Genomic DNA, 15,455 nt, shown 5'->3' on the forward strand with positions numbered 1-15,455 from the left:
GGCCGGTGGCTTTGCATGCCGCCGTGCAGATGGGTGGTACTACGCATCCAAGGACTATCTGATGACTACCTACGCGATTGGCTCCCTCGTGATCCACAACACCGATTGGCAAAAGGAATACGGTGCAAAAATGCCCGCCTTGGTGGCCAAGCACGGCGGCATCCTGCGCGCCCGGGGCCCCGTACAACTGCTGGAGGGCGAGGCGCATCTGCCGGGAACCACCGTGATGATCGAGTTTCCCAGCGCGGCCCAGGCCCATGCCTGGTACGACGACCCGGCCCACGCTCCGCTGAAGCAGCTGCGCCTGAGTGGCGCCAAGTTTGACCTGGTGTTGTTGGACGGTATTTGAAGGTGCAGGTTTAAATTTGGCTCGGCATAAACTCCATCACGTAAAAAATACTTGATGGAAGTCGCCGCATGCTCGACGCGAAACAACTCGAAGCCCTGGCCGCCGTGCTGGAACACGGTGGCTTTGGGCCAGCGGCCACCGCGCTGAACCTCACGCTGGCGGCGGTGTCGCTGCGCATCAAGGGGCTGGAGACGGCGCTGGGCCAGCGCCTGCTGGTGCGCGGCAAGACCGTGCGCGCCACGCCCGCCGGCCAGGCCCTGCTGGCCCATGTGAAGCAGCTGCGCCTGATGGAGGCGGATCTGGTGGGTGCCTTGCCCCGCGCCAAAGGCAGCACGCCAGCTTGGCAAACCTTGGGCGTGGCTATCAACGCAGATTCTCTGGCCAGCTGGTTCCTGCCGGGCGTGGCCACCTGCGTGGCGCGCTATCGCCTGCTGCTGGATCTGCAGGTCTATGACCAGGACCACACCCATGAGGCCCTGAAAAACGGCGAAGTGGTCGGCTGTGTCAGCACCCTGGCCCAGCCCATGCGCGGCTGTGTGGCCGAGCCGCTGGGCGTCATGCGCTACCGCTGTGTCGGCGCGCCTGCGTTGGTGTCGCAGTGCCGCACCAAGTCGGGGGCCGTATCGGTGCACCGCATGCTGGCTACGCCGGCCATCATCTTCAACCGCACGGACGGCCTGCAAGATGCATTCTTGCAGCAGCACTTCGCCTTGTCCGCGCCGCAATACCCCCGGCACTTCGTGCCCGCCGTCGATGCGTATGAAACCGCGCTGGAGCACGGCATGGGCTGGGGCATGGTGCCCGACCAGTTTTTGGCCCGCCGCGAGGGCCGCTTGCCGCTGGAAGAAGTACTACCCGGCAGCGCCGTGGAGGTGGCACTGTACTGGCACCACTGGGAGCGCGAGCCCCTGTCCGCGCAGCGCTTGACGCAGGGGGTGCGGGAGGCGGCGGGTGGGTTGGGGGGGTGAGGGGGGGGTGTTCACGCTCGGCAGACTGCTAATCGGTCCGCTGCAGCAAAGGGTTAGCGCTACCGGCAGCGGGTTTTGCACAATTTCGCCCAGCGCGCCAAGGCCATGGGCCTCGTGCCCGCAGAGAACCCGGCTTGAACACAGCAGCAAAATCAATCAGTTGGGTGGTGTTTCTTGAGAGAACGTGCATTGATCGCCGCAAACAAACCTGCGGTTGCCCCGATCACAGTCTGGGTGGCATGGCCATAGTAGAGCCAATACATCAGGCAACCACCGAAGGCGGCTGCAATTAGCGGATGGCTAGCACGAACAAGGATCAAACCAAATAGCACTGGAACGCCAAGAGTCAAGAGCCAAGCGGCGCCCAGCAACAAACCCAGAAGCGCTGCAACACCAAGGCCGATATAAATTCCGAAGGCGTGATCGAAAGTTAGAGGTCCCTGAAGTGGGGCACGAACGAGCACGTCAACCACAGCTCCAACCGGGGGGACCCACAGCGCACTGAAACTACCGCGAAACGCGCGTATTAGCGCCTCCCATGCTTTCGTGCGGACATTCGACAGGAGTGCCACGGTTACGTTCTAACGTCGACGCCAAGCAGAGCCGCAGCCTTCCGCCTTAGGCGACCAGTTAAACCGCATGCGCTGGTTACAGCTTTTCATTTCTCCCGCCTTTGAATCTACGACCGGCAGCCATACCAACAGCAAACAAAAACATTGCGGGTATCGCCGCACACAATGCGATGCCAAAAAACCATCCGTAACTCGAATTTCCTGTCTTGCTTGCAAAGAAAAGTCCACCAAGCAGCACGCAAATAACAAAGAGACCAACCCAGCCTGAGTTCGACTTCTTCCCTGCTGGTCGCGGGCTTTTAAGTGTTCCACACAAAAACCCAAAAACCAATACGAAGATGATGACGGCGCTGGTACCCATGAGGTTCAACGCTTGAGGCCAAGCGCAGCCGCAGGCTGTCGCCCTCGCGCCGAACTGTTAGCCATTCGTATCTGTATCTTGCTTGAGAAGTTCAACAGCACGATATACCACCATAGAGAAGACGCGATCATCGAGCTTGAGAATCGATCGAATTAGCTTGGGATGCTGCTTTACTTCTGGCACCAACAGGCGCGCAAATCCGTCTTTATATTCCGATTTCCAGAGGCCCTCAGCGTGCCAATCGAACACATGCGCAGCCTCATTCAATATCGCGCTGAGCCGAACGTTCACTTGCTCGTCAGGCGTCAGCGGATACACCGGCGATCCGAAGTTCGTTATGTTGGGCGCAACGATGCTCATGATGCCTAGCGAATAGCGTTTATCTGCCGCGATGCGCTGCAAGAGACGATGGCGATGTTCATACGCGGCGGATAAACCTTGTTAGGCTGAACCAACGCCCGCAATGGCCGTTGATAGTTGGTGACGGGATAGGGGATTACTCAAATTCCTTCTGCCTATGGCGCAAATTATGGCGTGATTCGAGTGCCGTTCAGGTGGCTATTTCTGTTACGCCTGCACCCAAGCGACCGCCCCAGTGGATGGGTCTGCTGTGCGCACTGGGACGAAGCACCGTGCCAGCGTCCAAAGCCTCAGCCGGCACAGCAATACCCCGAGGACGCCGGCGCATTGCCCTGTAACTCTCTTTCTTGACCACCTTACGCCCCACCCGCACCATGAAGTCCCGCGCCGACTCCTGCGCTTCGGGGTTGCACGCAGGCATGTGCAGCGCCAGCTGTAACCCCTCCAATCGGCTCCCGCCCCGCATGCGTCTTCCTCAGAACTACCAAATGCTCCACTTTTCATAGCTGCTTGCACAGGTTGAGTTTGCGCTGGAGCCAGTTTTTATATGAAGGTTTATATGCGGTTTGGGGTGGTGCAGATAGCACTTGGCGTCTATGCGATCCCTGGCCGGGATGTGCGCCCGGCGGCGCAGTAACTTTTCTTTTGCGCAAAAGAAAAGTCACCAAAAGAAAGGCGCCCCCACTGTCTGCGTCCCAGCGCTATCGCGCTGGGAAACCTGCGGTGCTCGCTTTGTGCGGGGTCTGGCTAAACTCGCTGCGCTCAAACAACGCCAGCCCTGATCCGCCCAAAGCTGTGCTCCTCGGCGCATACAGAGGGGGACCCCAGGGATCGGGATCGGTGGCGCTGTGCGCCACATCGCGCCTAGGGCGCGAGGCTGTTGCAGCCCGGCTGCGCCGGGCTGGGTATTGGCTGTTGGTTTCCCTGCCGTGTGGCGTCGGCGAGTAGCGCAGGGTTGGGCGGATCAGGGCCCGCGATTGTTTGAGCGCAGCGAGTTCGAGCGGGACCCCGACCAGACCGAGCAACGCAGCGTACCCCGTAGCGTAGCGCAGGGGGCGACGACTTCGGCTCGCCTTTTCTTGCTGACTTCTTTTGGCGAAGCAAAAGAAGTTAGTCGCCTGCCGGGGCGACTACCCGGCCGGGGATGCGCGTGGCGTCAACAAGCCCCAAAGAAACATCAAGCCAAATCGCCCGCTAGCGTAGAAGATACCTGCGCAGCCAGCTACTAATTTAAGAGCAATCGTCCATCCATCCCTGACTCCATAACTGAGCGAGGGTGGTCCAGTAGCTGGTACGGGCCGGGTTGATCGGGAGCCAATTGCTTTACAAACCGCTTTATCCTCACCCCCACTACAGCGAAGCAGCGGAGATGGGAATGAACAAGATGGCGGCCACGATGGCCTTGGTTTGCGCGTCCAATCTGGGCTACGCACATGACTTGAAGGCGCTGCCGCTGGGCGACGGCAAGTTGTCGCAGGCGCCCAAGGTGGGCTGGATCTGGGCCTGCCATGTCGATCCGCAGGCCGGTGGCTCGCAGCGCGACGGGCCTTGGATCAATGCGGCAAAGGGCACCTATGACGTGACGGCCAAGGCCGTGGTGCCGGGGCAGGTGGCCTGGCCTTCGCAGTTCAGCTTGACGGTGCGGCAGGACCAGCGCGTGTTCAGCAGCAATGATCTGCCCAGCCACGCTACGGGCACCTTCCCGGTACCCAGCGATAGCGAGGCCTACCGCTACGACCGCAATCCCAATCGCATTGGCGCGCAGTCCCTGCAGGTGGCTTTGCCGCTGTGGCCCGCACTGGCGGCGCAGGCCAGTTGCGCGCCGGGGGCGTTGGGCTTTTTGCTAACCGGGGCCGTGTTGTTCAACGCGCTGGACGCGCCAGGCCGCGACGCCGTGGCCCATGAAACCCAGGACGCCTGCCAGGGACACCCGCAGGAAAGCGGCGTGTACCACTACCACAGCCTCAGCAACTGCCTGCCCGACAAGCGCGAACCCGGCGGGCATTCCGTGCTGGTGGGTTATCTGCTGGACGGTTTTGGGCTGTACGGCACGTATGGCGAAAACGGCCAGGCCTTGGCCAGCCAGGACCTGGACGAATGCCATGGCCATATCCACACCATTGCGTGGGAGGGCAAGCAGGTCGCTATGTACCACTACCACGCAACACCGGACTTCCCCTATACCGCCGGCTGTCTGCGTGGCAAGTACAGCAATGCCGACGTGATGGCTCTCAGCGGACCGCATCCGCAGCGCGGACAGGGCGGAAGGCCCGGGGCCGAGGGGCGCAATCCACCTGGGTCGGGCATGGCCATGCCTGGCGGTGGCGCGCCGCGCCCCATGGACGGCCCGCCGGACCTGAGCCGTGCCGCAGCTACGCTGGGTATTTCGGTCCAGAAGTTACGCGATGCCCTAGGCCCGCCGCCTCCAGACCTGGTGGGCGCGGCAGGCCGGTTGGGCATCAGCATGGATGCGCTGCGCTCGGCCCTGGATGCAGCACGTTAAGTTGAGCCACTCTATGCCGTTCCCATTTTCTTTCAGTAACCTTTCGCTCAGAACCAAGCTCATCTGCTATCTGCTGGTGACCAGCCAGGTGTCTATCGCCATCGTGGGCGTGCTGGCGCACCAGCGTTTGATGCAGAAGTTCGACACCCTCGTGATGAAAGAGTCCAGTCGCAACTTCCAGGCCGATGTGCAGCAGTATTTCCGCACCTACGGAACCTGGGCCGAAGCACAGCGGCGCGAGCCTTTCCGCGCCTTTGTTGAACGCCGACATGCCACCATGCGCCCGGATGCCGGCGGTGGGCTGCGTCCGCCGCCGGTGGAGCAGCTGGGGCTAGCGCCCGAGCCGGGCCAGCGGCCGCCACCACCGGGTAATCTGCATCGGCCGCCTTTCCGCTTCTATCTGTTTGATGCGGACTACCGCTCGCTTTTCGAGTTGGAGCCCTATCACCCGGGTGACCCTATTCGTGAAGAAGATCGGGGCCGCATGCAACCCATCTTGCTGGACGGCCAGCTGGTAGCCTACGCCTCTCCGCAGGGGAAGGTGAACTATTCCGATCTTGACCTGGGCTATCTGGCCGCCATGCGTGAGTCTCTGCTGATGGGCACGGCGGCTGGCATGCTGTTGACCCTGGTGTTGGGCGTGGTGCTGGGCAACCGCCTGAGCCATGCCCTGCGCAAGCTCACCCGCGCGGTGCATGCCATGGGTCAGGGGGATTTGCGCCAGCGCGTGCCCGTGGAGTCACAGGACGAGGCAGGCGTGCTGGCCCAGGCCTTTAACCGCATGAGCGACGTCATCGCCCAGCAGTACGAAGACCTGCGCCAATCCCACGCGCAGATCGAGGCCATGGCCGCGCAGATGCGTGAACTCAGCCTGCGCGACGTGTTGACCAGCCTGCACAACCGACGCCATTTCGACGAGCAGTGCGCGCAGTTCTTCGCCAGCGCGCAGCGCTACCAGCGCCCGTTCAGTGTGATGCTGGGTGACATAGACCACTTCAAAAGTGTGAATGACCGGTTTTCTCACGCCACGGGGGACGAGGTGTTGCGCCGCATCGGCCAGATTCTGCAGAGCAGCATGCGTGCCTCTGATCTGGTGGCGCGCTACGGCGGCGAGGAATTCGTGGTGGCCTTCCCCGAGGCCGATTTGCCGCACGCGCGAGAAGCCTGCGAGGCCCTGCGTCAGCGGGTCGAGGCCTACCCCTGGCACGAGGTGCACCCGGACCTGCGCATCACCATCAGCATGGGTTTGAGCAGCAATACCCAGGTGGAGAGTTTTCACACCATGCTCGACGCGGCCGATGCGCAGCTCTACCGCGCCAAGCGCGAGGGCCGCAACCAGGTTTGCAGCGATGCGGACGTACCCGCAGAGGGTTAAGGCAACGCAGACCAAGTCTCTCGCGGCCTGCGCATCCCTGGTCTCGGGCGGTCTGCGGCGCGCAGCCTTGTTCAGCGTCGCCGTGACTACAAAAATCCCCGCACCACCTGTGCCAGCCGCGCAAAGCTGGGGCCAATTTCTTCCTCGGGCACTGCACCGTAGCCCAGCAGCAGGCCCTTGTTTGCGGCGGGTTGCTGCAGGTGGTACAGCGACAGCGGGCGGGTGCTGATGCCGGCGCGCTGGGCCGCTTCCGCCACGGCGGCGTCGTCCACATGCTGGGGCAGGCCCAGTACCAGGTGCAGACCGGCATCGCCGCCGATGACGGGTAGCTGGCCGCCAAACTCATGCTGGATGGCGTGGATCAGTGCGTCGTGCCGGCTGCTGTACACGCCGCGCATGCGCCGGATATGGGTGGCGTAATGCCCTTCGGACAAGAACTGCGCCAGCACCGCCTGCTGCACGGTTTGCCCCTCGCGGAACAGCTCGTTGAGCGCGCGTGCGAAGCCGTCCACCAGGTCGGGTGGCAGCACCAGATAGGCAATGCGCAGCGCGGGGAACAGGGTTTTGGAAAACGTGCCCAGGTAGACCACGCGGTCGTGCACGTCCAGGCCCTGCAGCGCCGGCAGGGGGCGGGTGCCATAGCGGAATTCGCTGTCGTAGTCGTCCTCCACCACCCACACGCCGTGCACCGCTGCGTAGTCCAGCAGCTGCTGGCGTCGGCCGTGGCCCATCAATGCGCCCAGCGGGTACTGGTGCGATGGGGTGACGAACATCAGGCGCGGCGGCTGGCGCAGTTGCTCGGGCGTGGGCGCCATGCCTTCGGCGTCCAGCGCCACCGGCTGCAGATCCAGGCCGTGCGCGCGCAGCACGCTGCGGGCGCCCCAGTAGCCGGGGTCCTCCATCCACACCTTGTCGCCCGGGTCGCTGAGCAGCTGCGCCACCAGGTGCAGCGACTGCTGGGTTCCACTGGTGATCACCACCTGCTCCGGGCTGCAGACCACGCCGCGCGTGCCCTGCAGGTAGTCCGACACGGCCTGGCGCAGGCCTGCGTCGCCCGGGCCGGTGGCATAGGTCAGCTGGTCCGGCGTGTGCCTGCGTGCCAGCCGCGCCTGCAGCCGGCTCCACACCTGGGTGGGAAACATGCGCACCTCGGGTACGCCGGGGGTGAAGGCGCCCCATTGCAGCCGCGCGGCCCGCGCCTCGCTGACCAGCTGGCTGCCGCGTTTGGACAGCAGGGCGCTGCGCGCTCGGGCGGGCGTGCTGCTGCGGTCCACCAGGCGCGGGCCTATGGCCGCCACATAGGTGCCGCGGCCCACGCCGGCCTGTACATAGCCTTCCAGCGCCAACTGTTCGTACACATGGACCACGGTGTTGCGCGCAATGCCCAGGGCCTGGGCCAGGGCGCGCGTGGGCGGCAGCTTGGTGTCCGCCGCCAGCACTTGCTGGCGTATGCCTCCCTGCAAGATGGTGTAGAGCTGGCGGTGGTCCGGCTGGCCGCTGTGCCGGTCGAACTGGCGCAGCACAAAGTCGGGCAGGGTGCTGGCCTTGGCCACCCGGTTGTGCTTAATTGGTTCCATAAAGTATTCGATATTGGTTCTAATTTTGGGGCCAAATTAATTTTAAACTTCGCCACACTCACCATCTACCGTCTTCAAGGACTCTATGAACTCCGCTACCGATACCCAGCATCTCCGCCCTGCCACCGCCGCCAGCAACGCAGCCCTGGATGCGCGCCGTGCCGCAGCCACGCCGCGTGGTGTGGGCATCGGCACGCCGATGTACGCCGCCCGTGCCTTGAATGCCGAGCTGTGGGATGTGGAAGGTAGCCGCTTCATCGATTTTGCTGCAGGCATTGCCGTGCTGAACACCGGCCACCGCCACCCGCGCATGGTTGCTGCCATCCAGGCCCAACTGGACTGCTTCACCCACACCGCCTACCAGGTCGTACCCTATGAAAGCTCGGTGCACCTGGCCGAGCGCCTGAACGCACTGACGCCCGGCAGCCACGCCAAGAAAACCGCCTTCTTCACCACCGGCGCCGAAGCCGTGGAAAACGCCATCAAGATCGCCCGCGCCGCCACCCGCCGCCCCGGCGTGATCGCACTCACCGGCGCCTTCCATGGCCGCACCTTCATGGGCATGGCGCTGACCGGCAAGGTCGTGCCCTACAAGGTCGGCTTCGGTCCCTTCCCCGGCAGCATCTACCACGTGCCAGCCCCCACGGACCTGCATGGCGTGACGGTGGACGACACGCTGCATGCCATCCAGCAGCTGTTCAAGTGCGATATCGACCCCGCGCAAGTGGCTGCCATCATTTTGGAACCTATCCAGGGCGAAGGCGGCTTCTATGTGATGCCGTCCGCGCTGATGGTGGCCCTGCGTGCCCTGTGCGACCAGCACGGCATCCTGCTGATCGCCGATGAAATCCAAACCGGCTTTGCCCGCACCGGCAAGATGTTTGCCATGGACCACCACAGCGTGGTGCCCGATCTGATGACCATGGCCAAGAGCCTGGCCGGCGGCATGCCCCTGTCCGCCGTGACCGGCCGCGCCGAAGTCATGGACGCACCGGCGCCCGGTGGCCTGGGCGGCACCTACGCCGGCAACCCGCTGGCGATTGCCGCGGCCCATGCCGTGCTGGACGTGATCGAAGAAGAACAGCTGTGCGCCCGCGCCGAGCGTCTGGGCCAGGTGCTGAAAGCCCGCCTGGAAAGCCTGCGCGCCAAGGTGCCGCAGATCGCCGAAATCCGCGGCCTGGGCGCCATGGTGGCGGTAGAGTTCAACAAGGCCGACGGCACGCCTGACGCCGACTTCACCAAGGCCGTACAAAAGCGCGCGCTGGACGCGGGCCTGATCCTGTTGACCTGCGGCGTCTATGGCAACGTGATTCGCTTCCTGTTCCCGCTGACCATTGAAGACAATGTTTTGGCCGAAGGCCTGGACATCCTGGCTGCCGCCATGACTGCATAACGAAGATCATCTGATGACTACCAAGCTCAATCTCAAAGACCCCACCCTGCTGCGTCAGCAGGCCTTCATTGCCGGTGCCTGGGTCGATGCCGATAACGGTGAAACCGTGCCCGTGACCAACCCCGCCACGGGTGAAGTGCTGGGCACCGTGCCCATGTGCGGCACGGCGGAAACCGTGCGCGCCATTGCCGCCGCCGAGGTCGCCCAGCGCCAGTGGCGCAATGTGTCGGGCAAGGACCGCGCGGCCATTCTGCGCAAGCTCAACGACCTGATGCTGCAGCACCAGGATGACCTGGCCTTGATCCTCACCTCCGAGCAGGGCAAGCCGCTGGCCGAAGCCAAGGGCGAGATCGTTTACTCCGCTTCCTTCATCGAATGGTTTGCCGACGAGGCCCGCCGCAGCTATGGCGACACCATCCCCACGCCCAACGCCGACCGCCGCCTGCTGGCCATCAAGCAGCCCATCGGTGTGACGGCCGCCATCACGCCCTGGAACTTCCCCACCGCCATGCTGACCCGCAAGGCCGGCCCGGCGCTGGCCGCAGGTTGCTCCATGGTGGTCAAGCCCGCCACGCAAACCCCGTACTCGGCCCTGGCTTTTGCCGAGCTGGCCGACCGCGCCGGCGTGCCCAAGGGACTGTTGTCGGTGCTGACCGGCTCCGCCAGCCAGATCGGCGGCGAGATGACGCGCAGCCCCATCGTGCGCAAGCTGACCTTCACCGGCTCCACCGAAGTGGGTCGCACCCTGATGCGCCAGTCGGCCGACACCATCAAGAAGCTGTCGCTGGAGCTGGGCGGCAACGCACCCTTCATCGTGTTCGACGACGCGGATCTGGACGCGGCGGTCGATGGCGCCATGATCTCCAAGTACCGCAACACCGGCCAGACCTGCGTCTGCGCGAACCGCCTGTATGTGCAGCGCGGCGTGCTGGAAGCATTCACCGCCAAGCTGGTCGCCAAGGTCAATGCCTTGAAGGTGGGCAACGGCGTGGACGCCGGTAGCACCCAGGGCCCGCTGATTGACGCCAAGGCCGTGGCCAAGGTGAAGGAGCATATCGCCGACGCCGTGGCCAAGGGTGGCAAGGTGCTGGCCGGTGGCAAGCCACACGCGCTGGGTGGCCTGTTTTTCGAGCCCACCGTCATCGGCGGTGCCACCGAGGACATGCTGTTCGCCCAGGACGAAACCTTCGGCCCGCTGGCCCCGATCTTCGTGTTCGACACCGAAGCCGAGGTCATTGAGCGCGCCAACAACACCGAGTTCGGCCTGGCCGCCTACTTCTACAGCCGCGACATTGGCCGCGTGATGCGCGTGGCCGAGCAGATCGAGTCGGGCATGGTCGGTGTCAACACCGGTCTGATCTCCACCGCCGAAGCACCCTTCGGCGGCGTCAAGCAATCCGGCCTGGGCCGCGAAGGCTCCAAGTACGGGCTGGAAGAGTTCATGGAGATCAAGTACATCTGCCTGGGCGGGCTGGATAAGTAAGTTCCGGCTTGCCATTTGCATCCTGCCACTGGCATGAGCCGGTGGCGAATGTTTCCGTGCCTGCCATCGATGGTGGCTGTACGGAACAGAGGGGATGCACGTTCGCAAGCTAGCCATCCCCTGCAATCAACCACTAACTGTGCTGGCGTCATAGGTGGCGCGACGCGCTGGCTGGCCATGTCCTGTGCCTGTTCACAGCTTGGTTTAGCGAGGGCGGTGTTGGGCTGTGCAGAGACTTGCTTGGCACCGCATCTTCTCGCGCATAGTGGGTATTCCCGGTGCGCGTTGGTTCCGTAATCTCTTGGAGTTTGCGTATGTACCGGTTCCTTTTGCGTCCGATTTTTGTGCGTGTCTTAGCCCTGGCGGTTGCTTGTGCAGCAAGTGCAAATCTATTGCCTGCCCACGCCGCGGGGCTCACCATCGCCAACTTTGGCGGAGCCAATGCCAATGCACAAGCTGTGGCATTTCAAAGACCTTTTGCGCAGCGCAACAATGTGGTGGCAACGGCAGTGGAATATGACGGGTCGTTGAGCACCATCCGCGCCATGCTGAAAAAGGGGGCGTTCGATTGGGATGTAGTGGAAGTCGAGTCGACAGATTTGCTGGCTGGTTGTGAGGCGGGGCTATTCGAAAGCGTGGACCAGTCCACTTTGCCACATGCTCCACAACTGCTTCCGGGAAGTGTTCAGTCCTGCGGAGTGGGCGCATTCGTGTGGTCAACGGTATTGGCATACGACCCGACCCGGTTCAAAGATGCCCCCAAATCGTGGCAGGATTTCTGGGATGTTGCCAAGTTCCCCGGAAAACGAGGAATGCGTGCTGGCCCGCGCTACAACCTTGAGTTCGCACTTATGGCCGATGGCGTTCCGCGTGACGAGGTGTACCGGGAGCTGGGCACGGAGGCCGGCCTTGCACGCGCCATCAAAAAGCTCAATGCGCTCAGGCCCTACATCGTCTGGTGGACCAGCGGTGCACAGCCCCCCAAGCGCTTGGCTGCGGGTGAGGTCGTGATGTCTACTGCTTTCAATGGACGCATCGCAGTGGCCAATCGTGAAGATCCAACATCCAGGCTTGAGATCGCTTGGCCAGGGGCTATCTACGAGCTGGACTATTGGGTCATCCCTAAAGGAACACCTCGGAAAGACCTGGCCCGCCAATACATTGCTTACGCCACCACAGAAGATGCGCAACTGGCCTTTTCTCGTGAAATTCCATACGGCCCGACCAATATGAATGCCATATTGAAATACGACACCGGCCGCCGTGCGCAAAGTACCTCCACCCACCAGGCGTTGGTTGATTTGTCGATGCTTGGCAGTGAGCTGCCATCGGCACCGGGCAACCTGCGAAAAGCCTTGGCGTTCAATCCTAATTTCTGGATCAAGCATGGCGCAGCCATTGAAAAGCGTTTTGCCGAAGCAGTGCAGCCCTGAGCATCGGTGTATTTGCACGGCGGCCAGAGCTATATGCCTATTTCCCTCGTGTTGTTTAGATAACCAAGGAAGTTCAGACGGTCATGAAGTTAAAAAGAATGAAGTTGGGGTATCGGCTGGCGTCGACATTTGGCATCTTGCTGATTCTGATCGTGGGTATTGCAGTCGTAGCGGCAGCACAGATTCAGTCGGTTAACGGAGCTCTCAATTACTACACAACTACCACTACGCCGTCATTGAAAGCGGTGAGGTTGTGGCAGGAAAAGATAGCCAACATCCGCATGCTGGAGGCACAGCACCTGATGGCTGCGACGGCCGATGACATGGCGGTACTGGAAACCAGCATTGACCACGAGTACGGCGAATTCAAAACAGCACTGGCCGAGCATGAACGCCTGCTCTCCAGTGACGAGGACCGGGCGCTCTGGAAGAGTGTGGCCAATGCAGCGACCTTGTCCATGGGTTACTGGGACAAGTTAAAAAGCATTTCTCGCGAATCCATAGAGGACCCAGCTAAAACGGAAGAAGCACGGCGCCTTTTTACAGGGCGGTCGGAGCGGCTGTACCGAGCGACTGCCACCGCTATCGACAATGAGTGGAAACTGAAGTCCGCAACCGCAGACGAACTGGCCGACAGCAGCGCGAAAACTTATGCGCGGTCGATAAGCCTGCTCATCGGGGGCTGCCTGCTGGCATTGATTTGCGGTGTGGCCGCTGCTGTTGCCGTGGTGCGTTCCATTGCGATGCAGATGGGCGGAGAGCCAGACGATGTTGCGCGGATTGCGTTGGCTATTGCAGACGGAGATTTGAGCATGCATGTTCCGGTGCATGGGGAAAATAGCAACAGCGTCATGTCTGCCATGGCAACCATGCGCGGGCGCCTTGCCACCATCGTCGGAGAGGTCCGGCAAAGCAGTGAGCACATCGCTTCCGGTAGCGCACAGATTGCTTCCGGCAATCTGGATTTAAGCTTTCGCACCGAAGAGCAAGCCAGCGATGTGCAGCAGACGGTCCAGTCCGTGGGGCGTCTGGCCGAGACGGTTCAGCACAATGCGAATACCGCAGAACAGGCCAATCAATTGGCCTCCAAGGCGTCATCTGCAGCGGTGGAGGGCGGGCAGGCTGTGGCACAGGTCGTGGCCACCATGAAGGGTATCTCCGCCTCGTCGAAAACCATCAGTGACATCACCGGCGTCATCGACGGCATCGCGTTCCAAACCAATATCTTGGCACTGAACGCCGCGGTTGAAGCGGCCCGTGCAGGTGAACAAGGGCGTGGCTTTGCCGTGGTGGCCAGCGAAGTCCGCTTGCTGGCTCAGCGATCGGCCGAGGCGGCCAAGGACATTAAAAAGCTGATCGGTGACAACGTTGAGAAGGTCGATGCAGGCATGCGCCAGGTCAACGAAGCTGGCGTATCGATAGAGCAAATTGTGGTTCAGGCGCAAACCGTCAGCCAGCTTATTCTGGACATACGCAACGCAGGTGCCGAGCAACACGATGGCATCAGTCAAGTACGCAACGCTGTCCACAGAATCGACGAAGTCACACTCCAAAATGCCGCATTGGTAGAGCAAAGCAGTGCTGCGGCAGACAGTCTCAAAACACAGGCGAGCAAACTGGCTGCGGTTGTGGGCACCTTTCGTTTGGTGTGATGTTGAAAAAAGCCCTCTCGATGCAGATGCATGCTGCACAAGGTGCTATGTTTTAAATAGCATTTGCTATAGCAGACGGCTCATGAACACGCTGTGCGGGTCCAGCTTGTAGTCGGCAAACGGCCCGCATTCCTGGAAGCCAAACGCTGCGTACAGCCTGTGCGCGGCGGCAAAGCCGGGGACGGGGCCGGTCTCCAGACTGAGGCGCCGCAAGCCCAGCGCCTGGGCTTGTTCCACGATATGCGCCAGCAGCGCACGTGCCACACCTTTGCGCAGATGCTGCTCGGCGGTGCGCATGGATTTGATCTCGGCGTGCTCGGCATCCAGTTGCTTCAAGGCGCCGCAACCCAGCAGGTCGGCGCCGTCCCAGGCCGTCCAGAAGCGGATGTTTGGCTGGCGCAGGCCGTCCAGGTTCAGTGCATGCACGCTCTCGGGCGGCGACAGGGCATGCATGCCACGCATATGTTCTTCCAGCAGCGCGTGGATTTCAGGGCCTTGGAGGTCGTCTAGTCGGATGTGCATGGACCGATTTTCTTAGGGTGTCGTCTTGGGTGCCAACGCGAGCACGTCCGCCAGTGGTGGCACGGCGGCGAAGGCGTCTTGCGGTTTGTCGTAGCCAATCGCCAGGTTCACACCGATCTGCAGCTTTTGCGCCCAGGCGGACAGTTTGGTGATGAACTCTTTTTTCACCGGGTCGGCCGCCAGACTCTGTTCGGTCCAGTCGCTGGGTTGGGAGTCGGGAAAGCCCAGCTGCTTCAGGCTCAAAAACAGCTCCAGACCGTAGATGCGCGAGCCGTTCTGCGAATTCCGCACCCGGATATCCAGCAGTGTCTGGCTCTCTTTGCCGACCGCACTGAATACCGTGTCGATCGTCATGCAGTTGTCGAACTGGCGACCGCCTTGGTTGACCGCCACCAGATGGCTGCCCTTGCAGGGCTCGGCAAGGAAGTAGGCGTTGGCCTGACTCAGATTGACCAAGGTATGGGCTTCGGCGAAGAAGGCATTGCCGATAGGACTAATGGCAGTCAACGAGCCGAGGCGGACGCGGATATTGTTTTCCGTCGACGAGCCTGCTACGACCCGCCACGTGCGCCCACCTCGGAAAATCGGGTAACCGCCCATTGTGCTGGTATCAGGTAGCTCTGCCAGCTTCTCTACCGGTTTGTAGTCCCGGGTGAAGTTGTCGCTGAACACATCTTCCGCACGGGCTGCGGTACATGCAAGGGTGACGGCCACAGCTAGAAGGGCGGCCAGTTGGGAGAATCGGGGCAGTGCGAGGGAAGTCATGGGTTACGGGCGTTGGCATTCTTTGCGGATGCGAAGAAAAGAGCGGCAGTGTAGTGGCAGTGTTTTAAGCTAGGCGCCGAGGCCTGTACAAGTTTCAATCATTCACATGAAAATGCCATGCACCGCAGGTTCCACCTGCACA

General features: G+C 62.0%; 14 protein-coding genes. 8 read left to right on the forward strand and 6 right to left on the reverse strand.

Going from position 1 to position 15,455, the window contains the following annotated elements:
• The first annotated feature begins 61 nt into the window (after positions 1-61).
• Both AC07VY_RS17150 and AC07VY_RS17155 read left to right on the forward strand, forming a co-directional pair.
• The gene (locus AC07VY_RS17150) at positions 62-349 is read left to right on the forward strand and encodes a DUF1330 domain-containing protein (protein ID WP_495076734.1); all 288 of its coding nucleotides are present in this window, start codon (positions 62-64) and stop codon (positions 347-349) included.
• A gap of 68 nt (positions 350-417) precedes the next feature.
• On the forward strand, positions 418-1,317 hold the full coding sequence (locus AC07VY_RS17155) for an HTH-type transcriptional regulator ArgP (protein ID WP_495098545.1): 900 nt from the start codon (positions 418-420) through the stop codon (positions 1,315-1,317).
• A gap of 152 nt (positions 1,318-1,469) precedes the next feature.
• Here the strand turns inward: AC07VY_RS17155 and AC07VY_RS17160 are convergent, their stop codons facing one another.
• The 3 genes from AC07VY_RS17160 to AC07VY_RS17170 form a co-directional block, all read right to left on the reverse strand.
• Positions 1,470-1,781: a hypothetical protein gene (locus AC07VY_RS17160; RefSeq protein ID WP_495098544.1), complete on the reverse strand. Its 312-nt coding sequence runs from the start codon at positions 1,779-1,781 to the stop codon at positions 1,470-1,472.
• Positions 1,782-1,965: 184 nt separating this feature from the next.
• Positions 1,966-2,250, reverse strand: a complete 285-nt coding sequence (locus tag AC07VY_RS17165; protein WP_495098543.1) for a hypothetical protein — start codon at positions 2,248-2,250, stop codon at positions 1,966-1,968.
• Between the two features lie 57 nt (positions 2,251-2,307).
• The gene (locus AC07VY_RS17170; protein WP_495098542.1) at positions 2,308-2,652 is read right to left on the reverse strand and encodes a hypothetical protein; all 345 of its coding nucleotides are present in this window, start codon (positions 2,650-2,652) and stop codon (positions 2,308-2,310) included.
• Positions 2,653-3,985: 1,333 nt separating this feature from the next.
• On the opposite strand from AC07VY_RS17170, the gene AC07VY_RS17175 reads away from it, so the two are divergent.
• Both AC07VY_RS17175 and AC07VY_RS17180 read left to right on the forward strand, forming a co-directional pair.
• On the forward strand, positions 3,986-5,113 hold the full coding sequence (locus AC07VY_RS17175; protein WP_495098541.1) for a YHYH protein: 1,128 nt from the start codon (positions 3,986-3,988) through the stop codon (positions 5,111-5,113).
• Positions 5,114-5,126: 13 nt separating this feature from the next.
• Positions 5,127-6,488: a GGDEF domain-containing protein gene (locus tag AC07VY_RS17180; RefSeq protein WP_495098540.1), complete on the forward strand. Its 1,362-nt coding sequence runs from the start codon at positions 5,127-5,129 to the stop codon at positions 6,486-6,488.
• Positions 6,489-6,574: 86 nt separating this feature from the next.
• Here the strand turns inward: AC07VY_RS17180 and pdxR are convergent, their stop codons facing one another.
• Positions 6,575-8,065, reverse strand: coding sequence for a MocR-like pyridoxine biosynthesis transcription factor PdxR (gene pdxR, locus AC07VY_RS17185; RefSeq protein WP_495098539.1), 1,491 nt, complete (start codon positions 8,063-8,065; stop codon positions 6,575-6,577).
• Positions 8,066-8,150: 85 nt separating this feature from the next.
• Between pdxR and gabT the strand changes: the two genes are divergently transcribed.
• The 4 genes from gabT to AC07VY_RS17205 all read left to right on the forward strand — a co-directional run bounded on the left by gabT (position 8,151) and on the right by AC07VY_RS17205 (position 14,026).
• Positions 8,151-9,458, forward strand: coding sequence for a 4-aminobutyrate--2-oxoglutarate transaminase (gabT, locus tag AC07VY_RS17190; protein WP_495098538.1), 1,308 nt, complete (start codon positions 8,151-8,153; stop codon positions 9,456-9,458).
• Positions 9,459-9,471: 13 nt separating this feature from the next.
• Positions 9,472-10,941, forward strand: a complete 1,470-nt coding sequence (locus tag AC07VY_RS17195) for an NAD-dependent succinate-semialdehyde dehydrogenase (RefSeq protein WP_495098537.1) — start codon at positions 9,472-9,474, stop codon at positions 10,939-10,941.
• A 314-nt stretch (positions 10,942-11,255) separates the two neighbouring features.
• Entirely contained in the window at positions 11,256-12,374 is a 1,119-nt protein-coding gene (locus AC07VY_RS17200; RefSeq protein WP_495098536.1) for an ABC transporter substrate-binding protein, read from the forward strand.
• Between the two features lie 83 nt (positions 12,375-12,457).
• Positions 12,458-14,026: a methyl-accepting chemotaxis protein gene (locus AC07VY_RS17205; protein WP_495098535.1), complete on the forward strand. Its 1,569-nt coding sequence runs from the start codon at positions 12,458-12,460 to the stop codon at positions 14,024-14,026.
• A 66-nt stretch (positions 14,027-14,092) separates the two neighbouring features.
• Here AC07VY_RS17205 and AC07VY_RS17210 read toward each other — a convergent pair whose 3' ends face one another.
• Together AC07VY_RS17210 and AC07VY_RS17215 are read right to left on the reverse strand one after the other, a co-directional pair.
• On the reverse strand, positions 14,093-14,548 hold the full coding sequence (locus tag AC07VY_RS17210) for a GNAT family N-acetyltransferase (RefSeq protein ID WP_495098534.1): 456 nt from the start codon (positions 14,546-14,548) through the stop codon (positions 14,093-14,095).
• Between the two features lie 12 nt (positions 14,549-14,560).
• Positions 14,561-15,313, reverse strand: a complete 753-nt coding sequence (locus tag AC07VY_RS17215) for a hypothetical protein (protein WP_495098533.1) — start codon at positions 15,311-15,313, stop codon at positions 14,561-14,563.
• Positions 15,314-15,455 lie beyond the last annotated feature (142 nt).

Source organism: Rhodoferax sp. GW821-FHT02C08 (assembly GCF_059421805.1).